The 12093-nt window shown below is 61.5% G+C and carries 11 protein-coding genes; 10 read left to right on the top strand and 1 reads right to left on the bottom strand.

The features are described 5' to 3' along the window. The first annotated feature begins 77 nt into the window (after nt 1–77). The 5 genes from VN634_19750 (at nt 78) to VN634_19730 (ending at nt 5124) form a co-directional block, all read left to right on the top strand. On the top strand, nt 78–836 hold the full coding sequence (locus tag VN634_19750; protein ID HXC53132.1) for a hypothetical protein: 759 nt from the start codon (nt 78–80) through the stop codon (nt 834–836). A gap of 147 nt (nt 837–983) precedes the next feature. Beyond that, nucleotides 984–2276 (top strand): site-specific DNA-methyltransferase, encoded by a 1293-nt coding sequence (locus VN634_19745; protein HXC53131.1) that lies wholly within the window; start codon nt 984–986, stop codon nt 2274–2276. Then, on the top strand, nt 2273–2704 hold the full coding sequence (locus VN634_19740) for a hypothetical protein (protein HXC53130.1): 432 nt from the start codon (nt 2273–2275) through the stop codon (nt 2702–2704). Before VN634_19745 ends, VN634_19740 begins: the two co-directional genes overlap by 4 nt. Then, nucleotides 2694–4166, top strand: coding sequence for a phage terminase large subunit (gene terL / locus VN634_19735; protein ID HXC53129.1), 1473 nt, complete (start codon nt 2694–2696; stop codon nt 4164–4166). Before VN634_19740 ends, terL begins: the two co-directional genes overlap by 11 nt. Nucleotides 4167–4464: 298 nt before the next feature. Next, nucleotides 4465–5124, top strand: a complete 660-nt coding sequence (locus VN634_19730) for an ATP-binding protein (GenBank protein HXC53128.1) — start codon at nt 4465–4467, stop codon at nt 5122–5124. A gap of 63 nt (nt 5125–5187) precedes the next feature. Here VN634_19730 and VN634_19725 read toward each other — a convergent pair whose 3' ends face one another. Then, the gene (locus VN634_19725) at nt 5188–5433 is read right to left on the bottom strand and encodes a hypothetical protein (GenBank protein ID HXC53127.1); all 246 of its coding nucleotides are present in this window, start codon (nt 5431–5433) and stop codon (nt 5188–5190) included. Nucleotides 5434–5713: 280 nt separating this feature from the next. Between VN634_19725 and VN634_19720 the strand changes: the two genes are divergently transcribed. The 5 genes from VN634_19720 (at nt 5714) to VN634_19700 (ending at nt 12082) form a co-directional block, all read left to right on the top strand. After that, nucleotides 5714–6100, top strand: coding sequence for a hypothetical protein (locus tag VN634_19720; GenBank protein ID HXC53126.1), 387 nt, complete (start codon nt 5714–5716; stop codon nt 6098–6100). Nucleotides 6101–6482: 382 nt separating this feature from the next. Further along, nucleotides 6483–7286, top strand: a complete 804-nt coding sequence (locus VN634_19715; GenBank protein HXC53125.1) for a DUF4417 domain-containing protein — start codon at nt 6483–6485, stop codon at nt 7284–7286. Further along, nucleotides 7280–8089 (top strand): hypothetical protein, encoded by an 810-nt coding sequence (locus VN634_19710; protein HXC53124.1) that lies wholly within the window; start codon nt 7280–7282, stop codon nt 8087–8089. Before VN634_19715 ends, VN634_19710 begins: the two co-directional genes overlap by 7 nt. After that, on the top strand, nt 8086–8664 hold the full coding sequence (locus tag VN634_19705) for a hypothetical protein (protein HXC53123.1): 579 nt from the start codon (nt 8086–8088) through the stop codon (nt 8662–8664). The genes VN634_19710 and VN634_19705 overlap by 4 nt, the downstream gene beginning before the upstream one ends. A gap of 1 nt (nt 8665) precedes the next feature. Continuing rightward, nucleotides 8666–12082: an ATP-dependent helicase gene (locus VN634_19700; GenBank protein ID HXC53122.1), complete on the top strand. Its 3417-nt coding sequence runs from the start codon at nt 8666–8668 to the stop codon at nt 12080–12082. Nucleotides 12083–12093: the final 11 nt, after the last annotated feature.

Genomic DNA, 12093 nt, shown 5'->3' with positions numbered 1-12093 from the left:
CTCGTCGGCCGGAGGGGGCAACTGGCAACTTGGTCAATCCTCGTATCGCTGGTGAACGTGCACGGAGAATTGGGACGATGGGTATTAAGGAAATTCAGGCGTACCGGGCGCGCGAGGTGATGACGACTGGACAGTTCATGAAATTCTGGCTCGACGACTATCCGGGAGACGACGCCTACGAGGTAGCCAAGCTGCTCGCCGACGTTATCGAGGCGGATGCACACTGTATTCACATCGCGAACACCAATCCCGATCTCGATGTATGGGACGAAGATCAACACAAAGCGCGGCGTGACCTGCAGAGCGAAGCAGCGACAACCCTTCGTACGCTCGCAGCTTCGGGCAAAGGACTCGATGCCGCACCACCGACGATGTTGAGCCGCGACGTACTGGCGAAGACCTGCGAGGCGCTAAAAGTTCCCGTACCTAGATTCTTGTACCCTCCCGCCGCCGAGGACGGATTTTGGAATGGTCGTCAGTGTGGAACCCCGGCGGCTGCGCCCGTAGCGACGGACAGCGAAGCGGCCCCGGATTGTCACCACACCGACGACTTCCGAAGAGTTCGGTGGTTTGGAACGACCTACACGTTCTCACCGAATCAGGCTCGTGCTGTCGAAGTGCTGTGGTCACACTGGGAACAGGGCGGCCTAGGCCTGACGCAGAAAGTGCTGGGGGACCTGATCGACTCGAGAAGCGATCGTTTTCGTATGCGCGATCTTTTTCGGCTGTCAGGCAAGACGGGCGAAATGCACCCGGCGTGGAATACGATGATTCACGAGGTCGACCGAGGCATGTATGCCCTCGGCCGACCGGGCGATTTCTGCACGCCGAAGTAGCTCGCCGCAGAAACCCCAGAAAACCCCCGTTTCCCCCCACTTCCACTCCCACTTTTCCCCCATGGCCGTCGACTAACTTGATCCCGGAGCGGCGACGTTCGGTCTGCAAAACGCAGCACCGAGCAAACCACGCCCGCCCCGGAGGTCATGATGAAACCGTCCCCCTCGCCCGCCGCAACTTCGAGCGCCGAACCGGTAGTTCTGCCCAAGCGCTTCGAACACTGGGATATTGATCGGCTTCGGCCCTACGACAAGAACCCGCGCACGCACTCCCCGGAGCAGATCACCAAGCTTGTGGCTTCACTCCGTGAGTACGGATTTACGAACCCGATCCTGGTCGACTCCACGGATGGAATCGTAGCCGGCCATGGCCGGCTCGAAGCCGCCCGCGCCCTCGGCATGACCGAGGTGCCGGTGGTCGTGCTCGATCACCTGACCGCGGCCCAGCGCCGCGCCTACATCATCGCCGACAATCGCCTGGCGCTGGACGCCGGGTGGGACCCAGCCCTCCTGGCCTCTGAACTGGCGGGCTTGAAGCTCGACAGCTTCGACCTCGGGCTTACGGGTTTCGATGATGAAGAACTGGATGCGATCTTCGCAACTGCCGATTCGCAGATCACCGGCGCAATCGATGAAGACGATGCGCCGAATCCGCCTGTCACACCCGTCTCGCGAACAGGAGATCTCTGGACACTAGGTCGACACCGGCTGCTCTGCGGTGACGCAACGATCGCGAACGATGTAAGCCGGCTGGTTGGCGGACGACAGGTCCACTGCCTTTGGACAGATCCGCCGTACGGGGTCGCCTATGAAGGCAACGCCGGTACGATCCAAAATGACGACCTCGATCCGGCAGCTTTCGCCGTATTTCTCGGTTCGGCATTTACGAACGCCTTCACAACGCTGCGTCCCGGCGCGGTCGCCTACATCTGTCACGCCGAGACGGGGGGTATGGCTTTCCGCCGAGCTTTCGTCGAGTCCGGCTTCAAACTCTCGTCCTGTCTAATCTGGCGAAAGAACTCGCTCGTCCTCGGCCGATCGGACTGGCAGTGGGCCCACGAACCCGTCCTCTACGGTTGGAAGCCCGGAGCCGCGCACGCTTGGTACGGCGGCCGCGACAAGACGACAGTTCTCGACGAGAACAAGCCGTTCCGCAACACCGAGCACCCGACGATGAAGCCCGTCGGCCTGGTCGAGCGCATGATCGTGAACTCGACCAAGACCGGCCAAGTCATCCTCGACCTGTTCGCGGGCTCGGGCACCACGCTGATCGCCTGCGAGCGCTCCGCACGAATCGCCCGCGCTCTCGAGATCGATCCCCGCTTCGTCGATATCGCCGTGCGCCGCTGGGAAGAGTTCACTGGCAAGCAGGCCGTCCTCGAAGAGACCGGTGAGACCTTCGCCGACATCCGAACGCAGCGCCTTCAGGAGGCCGCGTGATGAAGGCCGAACGGAAGAAGCGCGGCCGGCCCGAGGCGGCAATCGACATCGACACATTGGAACGGCTCGCGGGTCTCGCTTGTACGATCGAGGAGGCAGCGGCGGTCCTCAGGATATCCAAACGGACGCTGCTGCGGCGCCTCGAGGACCCCAAGTACAAGCGCGTCTGGGAAGACGGCCTTCTGAAGGCCAACGTTTCGCTGCGCAGGCGTCAGTGGGCTCTGGCCAACTCGGAATCTCCGTCGGCCGTCACAATGCTGCTCCACTTGTCGAAGCACCGTCTCGGCCAAAACGACAAGTCCATCGTCGAGATGACCGGGAAGAACGGCGGGCCCATCCAGCTTCTGGAACTGGCCAACATGAGCCGCGAGGAACTCGTGGCGAAGGCGGCAGCCCTCGGCTTGCCGGAGAAAATCTTTGAAGACTGATGCTCGACGTACCGGCGAAGGTCTCGCGATCCTCACCGCCCTCGCTGCCGCGGAAGCCCGGGAGTCCTTCTGGGCCTTCCGGCAGTTTCTCTATCCGAAGATGAAGCGTGGATGGTGGCAGCGGGAAATAACGGCCGAGTTGCAGCGCTTCTATGACGACCTGCTTCGGGGCTCGCGGCCAAAGCTCGTGATCGAGGCTCCGCCCCAGCACGGCAAGAGTAGAATGGTCGTCGAGTTCACTGCGTGGGTTGCCGGCAAGAATCCCGACCTCAAGGTGATCTTCGCCAGCTACGGCGAGCGACTCGGCAAGAGAGCAAACACGGATCTGCAACGGATCTACGCCACGTCGCGATACCGGCTGGTGTTCCCGCAGACAATGACGAGGCTGACATCAGTCGACGCCGACGATCTGGCTCCGGCCATGTTGACCCAGACCATCATCGAGTTTGTCGGCCGGGAGGGATCGTTCCGGAATACAACTATCCGCGGCGCGATTACTGGCGAGGGCTTGGATCTCGGCATCATTGACGATCCGATCAAGGGTCATGACGAGGCCGGCAGCAAAGTTGTACGCGACAAGACGTGGAACTGGTTTACTGACGACTTCTTCACGCGTTTCTCCGAGCACGCCGGCCTGCTGATGATTCTTACGCGTTGGCATATCGACGACCCCGTCGGTCGCCTGAAGGCGGAGCTCGGGGACAAACTGCGCGTGGTCTCGTACCCCGCCATCGCCGTACAGGATGAGGTCCACCGTCGGGAGGGCGAGCCCCTGTTCCCGGATCACAAGTCGCTCGAGTTCCTGATGGAGAAGAAGGCCATCATGGCGAATGTGAGTTGGGAGGCCCTATATCAGCAGAACCCGCAGGTGATCGGCGGGGACATCATCAAAGGAAAGTGGTTCGGCCGATACAAGCTCCCGCCGCGGATCAAATACCGAATGATCTTCGTCGATACGGCGCAGAAAACTGCCGAGCGGAATGACTTCAGCGTCTTCGAACTCTGGGGCAAAGGCGAGGACGGCAAGATCTACCTACTCGACATGATCCGTGGGAAATGGGAGGCGCCTGACCTCAAGCGTCGGGCGATCGAATTTTGGAACAAGCATCACGCCGCCGACACTTTCAAAATGGGCGACCTCCGCGAGATGAAGGTAGAGGACAAGACGAGCGGCACCGGATTGATCCAGGAACTCAAGTGGCCTGCGAGGATCCCCGTCGTCGGCATCGAGCGCACTAAGGATAAGTACACGCGCGTGCTCGACGCCGTCGGCTACATCGAATCGGGACACGTGATGCTGCCAGAGGACGCGCCGTTCACGAACGACTTCGTGGCGGAATGCGAGGCATTCACGGCTGACGACAGCCACCTGCATGACGATCAGGTGGATCCGATGATTGATGCGATCGGCGAGATGCTGGCACGGATGAGCGTGGTGGAGCTGTGGGAGAACATGGACTGACAGTGACAGGCGGTTACACGGGTCGGTTCCCGGGGTTTTGAGGAGGGTCCGCACGGCAATTCTTGCCTTCGGCCTCTCGGGCGGAGACACTCTTCTGCGAATGCCTCCTCCAGACATTGTGGTCGTCGACGCAATCATGCTGGATTCAGTCCGCCACGCGTGTCGAAGCGGCGGGCTCGATCAAGTGCTCAGTACGTCGACTGGCACTTGCACGCTCGGGACCGCCTTGGAATTTGCCTGCTGGGCAGCGGCTGAACCTGAAGAGACCAGACCTCTCGTCGCCCGGTGGCGCGCGACTATGGTCAGTATTGATCTCGCCTATTCCGCACTGGTCGAGGGAAAGAGTCAGCGCACGCCCGGGGCGCACGACGCGCCACTTTTCGAGCTGCGGCGCTGCCCAACCGCCCGGGAACTGCAGGATCCAGCCGCCGACACGGAATGGAGCTATTTTCAGGATCGTTTCCGCCGGTCCCTCGCCAACAGGCTCTCGCTCTCGCCGAAGCTAGCTCGAGGGATCGCTGCCGCACTCGGAGAGATGGTCGACAATGTCGTGCAGCATGCCGGGCTCGGCGACACGCCGAAGGCCTTGGTTGCGTATGAGGTCAACACGCAGAGCTTCAGCATGTCTGTCGCGGATACCGGACGCGGCATCCTGTCCTCACTACGCGAGAATCCGACCAATCGGACCGTGACGAGCGACTCAGCGGCTCTCACGGCTGCTGTTCTCCTGGGCGCATCGAGGCGGACGGACGCCCCGGGCAGTGGCTTCTTGGAGCTCCGGCAGGCGCTAGCGGACCTCCAAGGCCTTTTCTGCTTCCGAACCGGCTCGGCTCGGCTCCAGTTGGACGGCCGCGGTTCGGGCGAGCGGGTCGAAACGATCTCCAACTCCCCGGAACTGGTGGGGTTTCAGATGTCCGTAACGGCAACCCCAGGCTTTACGCACAGCCCGCCTTTGTGAGGCGAGACGAGCGAGCGTATCTCACATCTCAGAATGAGATCAGAGATACGCATAGTCGCTCTCTCAGGAAAACACCTTGTCGGTAGAACGCTGGCCGAGAGCGTTTTCCAAACGACCATCCTGCCCGCCCTTGAGGGGTGCCGACCCGATGACCGCCTGGTGCTCTCCTTCGCCGGCGTGGAACTCGCCACTGGAAGTTTCCTCAAGGCCACGTGGTTGAAGATCCACCAAACACAGCCGCGCGGCCCGCGCTGTCTTGTCACTGACCTCTGCGAAGAGGTGCGTTCCGAGTTCGACATCTTCCTCCACGGTAACCGCCTCCCCGGCCTTGAAGCCACAGATTGGACCGACGACGGGGTGTCCGTCGCACGGCTCCATGGCCGCATCGAGGACGCTGCCTACGCCGCGCTAAGACTTCTGACCGAGATGCGGGGCGCGACTGCGCCCGAGCTTTATCGCGCAAGCGATCAGAGGCTCACGCCGACTGCGTGGACAAACAGGTTGAACGAATTGTGGCGATTGGGCCTTGCGTACCGGGAGCCGGCCGGCCGCGCATCGCGATTCTATCCGGCAGCCAACGAGGTGCTTCGTGGGTGAATCGTTCAAACGAAAACGTGCGCGAGCGTTCAAGAATCTGAGTCATGATGCCTATCAGGAACTCGTCGACATCGACCTCTTCCGGCTTACGCGGAGGACGCGCGTCGAACGCGAGCTCATCTGTCGGCGCGACCGCGACGACGGGACAATTGCTGTCGGCGATAGGTGCCTGCTTCTGCAAGTAGGCGACGCATTTCGCGTCGTGCGCGGCAACAAAGTTCTCGTCACGCTCCCCAAGGACGCGGCAGAGTTTGCGCGCGAAACGATAGCTTCAGCCCCGACATTCAACGGTATCGTCCCGTGCCGTGTCACGCGGGTCGATCCATTCGGTGGACTATCGCTGCAGATGGGAAGCGAGGCTGGGAATGCCAGAAAGTAACCACCGGCTGTATGAGCCTTCGCCGAAGGGCCCCTGTCACTCCTGCGCCTATCAGCAGGGATGCCCGGGGCTCGCCGGCGATCAGTCGGAATTGTTCGGGTGCTTCGGTAGTTGCGGGGATTGCGGAGCGGCGGATGGCAACTGTTCCTTCACCTGCCCGGGAAAGCCGGAAGAATTTTTTCGCAACTATGCCGAGATCGGCGGCCTGGCTCCGACACAGCGGCGTGATCTCCCGAGTCCTACGACACAACTTCCGCTGTATGTCCCTATGATCCGGCACAGTGGTGCGCGGCGCGACGTCCTGCCTCGCCAGACGGTCGCACTCGACACCTTTCGAGTTATCACGGGGGACTGTCGCCCACGCGTGCGTTCCGCAGCCTCATTGCGAAGGCGTTTCAAGGTCGATGCGAAGGCAAAGCTGCTCCTTATCTCGGTGCAGCAGGACAAATGGGTCGAAGGATTCTGGCAATCTCGAAGCGCGGAAAAGCTGAAGGCGCTCGCTGCTCTGAACCTGCTCGCCATGACGACTCCTAATTTTTCGTTCTTCGACGAGGCGCCACGCACCGATACCAAGCGCAATTTCTGGCGCATCATTCGGAGCGCAGAGGAACTCGCGGATGCGGGAATCCATCCGATCCTCCATCTCAACGCGCAGTCCGGTGGAGATTGGGAGCAGTGGCTGGAAGTCCTTCGTAATACCCCAAGCGCGACATACGTCTGCAAGGAGTTTCAGACCGGGCTCAAGAACAGGGAGCGCGGACTCACCGCGATCGCTGATCTGGCTAGGCTTCGCGATCGACTCGGTCGCGAGCTGCATGTCGTCGCCGTCGCCGGTAGGCGCTACCTCAGAACTCTCGCGCGAGAATTCGAGAGGCTGACGATTGTTGATTCCGTGCCTTTTATTTCGGCCGTCCATCGCAAACGCATCATGGCTGACGGCAGCCGGTACCGGAGAATCGATTGGCCCCTTGCGGTAGAATCTCCACTCGACAATCTGCTGAACGAGAACGTGGGCGAGTACGAAGCACTCGTCGAGAGGCGTGCAGCTGAAGCGCGCGCCAGCCGGACCGGGTGCGGCGAGTCACTCGCAAGCGGTGGTCACTTGGATCTCGCGGGACCGCTGGCGAGCACGTTGACTGCTCCGGGTTCAGCGTTCGAGTCGGCCATTAGAGCCTACCGATGGTAGCGCCGCTTCGCCGGGCGAGACTGGACGGGACTCCCTACTCCCGGCGGCCCAACGTCGAAGCGGCGCTGGTCGACCTCGTCGTGTTGCCGGAGTCAGACGTCGCCGACCGGTGCAAAATAGTCGATACTGCGCACGCCGAGTATCTCCCGTCAGAATGCCTGCTTCACCTCGTCCGGGCGTCAAGGGCAGACGACTCGGACGTCCACTTCACGGCGCTATTCCGGACGCTCCGACGGCGCATATTGGCGCTACTGCCGAGGTTGGTGGTTGGGCGCTTGCCTGATGGCAGGTTGCTCGAATCCCACACGAAAACCGTGATTGCCGATGCGGTCATGGACCGATTCCAAGAGCTACTGTTGCTCGACCGCGACGGGTACGAGGACCGACTCGACTATTTCGAGATCAATTTCGACGATGCAGTGGCGAAGCTCCGGCTGACAGCACGAAAAAAGGCATGGAAAGAGGAAAACCGGTCCAAGCCAATGACTGAAGACGAGGCTGGTGAGTTGGAGGCCGAGATCGAGGAAGCGGCTGCCGACGCGGCCGCCGCCCAAAATCCCCCGATGGATTCGAGAATTGACGATCCGGGTTACCGGTTCCGGATTAACGTTGCGATTGATGCCTTGCCAGAGGATCAGCGCCGGGTTGTCGAGTTGCTGAGGCGGGGATTCCCGATCGATTCCAAGGAGCCGGGAGTCCAGACGATCGTAGGTATTCTCAAGTGCGCCGAGAAGACCGTCCGAAACCGCCGAGACAAAGCATTCGAAGTAGTCCGGAAGGTGCTCGAGGAGGAGGAGTCATGAGCCCGGCGAAGCCGCAGATACCGCTCGAGGACGTACTATTCGCGTTTTCGGTCGAGCCCACCCACGACAAGTTGACGCTCGAACGCTACCTGACGCTATATCCGCAGTTTACGGAGGATCTCGTCGATCTGTCGCATGAACTTCGCATTGAAGGTCGCGGCATTGCCGAGGCCGTGGAAGACGAAGCGACCTTCCAGCGGGCGCTGAAACAGTTCACAGGCGTGCGGAGGCCAGCCGCCGTAATCAATCCCTTCGACGCCTTCCGAGGAGCGGGATTCGCCGCCTTAGCGAAGAAGTTACGCGTACCAAGATCGGTCCTATTGGCGTTCAGGGATCGCCTCGTTATCGCTTCATCGGTGCCGGCGGCGTTCGTGGAGCGGGTCGCTCGAGCGGCAAACACAACAGTCGCTGACCTAATGACGCATCTGGACTTGCCTCCGGTTGTCGCCACGCCCGCGAACTATAAGGCCAACGAAAAACCAACGCTCGCAGACAAGGTGGCGTTCGATACGCTGCTTGATGCGTCCGGTACGACGACGGAGCAGAAGCTCGACATCTACACGGCGGCAGAATGACATGGACACCGTCGAGGTCACGCGTCAAACAGCCGAAAGTCTGCACTCGCAAGCGATCGCCCGCGGCCTGGATCCTTGGCGTCTCTACGAGTTCGCGTGCACTGAGGGATTCCGCCGGAATGTCGCTGTCGAGAAGCTGCCTAAGGGCGACGTCCGACTGCGAGGAGCCCGCGCATTGTACGATCCCGGCGCTTTGGCGATTCTTCACGAAGACGCGGGTGACGACTTCACGAATGCGTTCCTCGTCGCCCACGAGCTTGGACACGTAGAATTTGGCGGTGCAAGCGAAGCGAACGTCTCGTTAGTGCCTGATCCTACTCGACCAGCGGAGGCCGCACCCATAGGCGTCGATCGCGTCATCGACTACAGCCGCCGCGAGCGGCGCGAAGTCCAGATGGATCTCTTCGCCCGTGAATTCCTTCTGCCACGTTCCGTCGCGCGGCGGCTGCACGTGGATGAAGGAATGACGGCGTCGGACATCGCCGCCCGCCTCGGCGCGCCGTTCGATGTGGTAGCTCTTCAGTTGCTCGACGCGCTCCTGTTGCCGCCGGTGACGCTCGACCTGCATGGTCGCGAGGAGCAGGATCTCAACAGTGAACAGAAGTGCGCTGCCGAGCATTGGGGCTCGCCGTACCTGTTGGAAGCCGGACCGGGCACTGGAAAAACGCAGACTCTTGTCGGCCGAGTAGAGTGGCTTCTCGAAGAGAAGAAGGTGCCGGCCGAAAACATCCTCGTACTGACCTTCTCAAACAAAGCGGCTGGCGAGCTCTCGGACAGGATCGCGGCTAAGCGGCCGCAGGCAGCGGCCGCGATGTGGATCGGCACCTTCCATTCGTTCGGCCTCGATATCATCCGTCGCTTTCACGAGCGGCTTAACCTGCCACCAAACCCACGACTGATGGACCGCACGGAGGCGATCGATCTGCTGGCGGACGGCTTTCCGCGGCTTGCGCTCACCCATTACCAAAATCTGTGGGATCCCTCTTTCGAGATCAGTGACATTCTCGCCGCTATCTCGCGCGCCAAGGACGAAGTCGTCTGCGCCCGGCGATATGCCGAGTTATCGGACGACATGTTCCGCGCCGCAAGAACACCCGAACAGCAGGAGGCGGCTGAAAAATGCCAAGAGGTGGCCAAGGTCTATGCATACTACGAATCGCTCAAGGAGGAGCGGAGATGCTTGGACTTCGGGGATCTGGTGTCGATGCCGGTGCGGCTCATCGAGCGTGATGAAGAGGTCCTGAACCTTTTGCGCGCCCGCCATCAGCACGTCCTCATCGACGAATTCCAGGACGTGAACCGTGCGAGCGTTCGCCTGCTCAAGGCCATCGCCGGGTCCGGGGAAAATCTGTGGGTCGTTGGCGACGCTAAGCAGTCGATCTACCGTTTTCGTGGCGCGTCATCGGTCAATGTGGCGCAGTTCGGCAGAGAAGACTTTCCTGGCGGCAAGCGTGACCGCCTCAGTATCAACTACCGCTCCAGCGAAGAGATCGTCGATGCCTTCGTCGAGTTCGCCGGCCGCGACATGAAGGCGGCCGCTGGTGACGACGTCAGGCTGAAGGCCGACCGAGGCGCCTCCGGCGTCAAGCCGGAGTACCGCGCGGTTGAGATGGCATCTGCTGAGATCGCGGCGATCGCCGAGGCCATTCAAGAGCATCGCGCGGCAGGAATGTCGTACCGCGATCAGGCTCTGCTCTGCACCGGCAATGAGCGGCTCGGACGGATGGCCGCCGGACTCGAAAGTATGGGCATCCCGGTCCTATACCTGGGTAGCCTCTTCGAGCGAGACGAAGTTCAGGAACTCCTTTCGCTGCTGTCCATGCTCGCCGATCGCCGAGCGATGGGATTGGTTCGCGTCGGGACTATGCCGGAATTTCCCCTGCAACTTTCCGACGTCTCGACCGTGATCGCCCACCTAAAGGACAGCGAGGAGCGACCGCTTCAATGGCTCGATGCGATCGACGGCATCGCGGGGCTTTCGTCCACCGCCGTCGCAGTGCTCGGCACGCTGCAGCAGGCCCTCAACGGGTTCGACGCAACATCCAACCCTTGGATGGTGCTCGCGAAGCTTTTGCTCGACCGAACCCGCATCGGGGCGGGAATAGCACAATCGGGGGAAGTCGCCCTCCGGGCGCGCGGCGTCGCAATCTGGCAGTTCATGAACTTTGTAAGGGCGCAGCCGCTCGCAGCCGGTCTGCCGATCACGCGACTGCTGGACCGCATACGCCGGCTCGTGCTTCTGTCGGACGAGCGGGACCTGCGCCAGCTACCTGCCGCGGCGCAGAGTATCGATGCGGTCAGACTCATGACGATCCACGGCAGCAAGGGGCTCGAGTTCCTTGCGGTCCACATCCCGGGCATGAACTCGGACACGCTCCCCAGATCGCCCAATCATGTGAAGGGATGCGCACCGCCGGACGGGATGGTGGAAGGCGTGTCCGGCACGGGGATCGAGGTACTTAAGGCCGGACATGTCGAAGAGCAGGAATGCCTGTTCTTCGTCGCGCTCTCGCGCGCCAGAGACCGCCTGATCCTCTATTCGCCAACGAAAAAATCCAACGGACACGCACGCGGGCGGTCGCCTTTCATCGATCGGCTCGGCGGCAGGATCGACAGCACACCGGTGACACCGAAGCTCACGTTGCCCCGCGCCGCCGACGACGTGCCCATTCCGGTGGAGTTTCCCGAAGGTGTCCTGCTCACGGAGCGCAAGCTGGGACTCTTCGAGCGGTGCCCTCGACGTTTCTTCTACACCCACGTGCTCGAACTCGGCGGGAGACGAAACGAAACGCCGTTTATGCAGATGCATGATGCGGTGAGATCCATCGTCGACTGGCTCACCGGTGAGCCGTCGGCGGCGCCGTCGCCTTCGGAAGTCGAGTCTCGCCTCGCCGAAGCATGGGACCAGCAACGATTAGGGGATCACGGCTACTCCGACGACTTCATGGTCATCGCGAGACAGCTCGTCGGTTTTTTCATCGAATCCCGCGACGGGTACGCGAAGTCGCTGTCGACCGAGTTGCGGCTGGGTGTGTCCGGCGGCGAGATTGTTGTCCGACCCGACGACGTGCTGACCGGAAAGGACGGCCACACTCGTTTTCGGATGATCCGGACGGGACACGCTTCCTCGAAGGAACTGGAAACTGTGTCCGCCGCCGTCTTCGCGCTGGCGGCGCACGAGACCATTCCCGGTTGCGTGGTGGAATTCGTTCATCTGGGCGACGCCACTGTCAGAATGGTCGGCATGAAGCCGAAAACCCTCGCCGATCGGAAGTCCACAGCAGAGAAGGCCTTGGACGAGATCCGTGCTGGGCGCTTTCCGCGGGACGAGTCTCCTCGGACTTGTCCCCGGTGCCCAGCGTTCTTCATCTGCGGCCCCGTGCCCGACGGGTCCATCGAAAAAAGATTCACAATCTAGCGAGTCGAGTT

It is taken from the genome of Candidatus Limnocylindrales bacterium, from assembly GCA_035571835.1.
GTDB lineage: Bacteria > Desulfobacterota > Binatia > UBA1149 > CAITLU01 > DATNBU01.
This window is presented reverse-complemented; position numbering and strand designations above follow the sequence as displayed.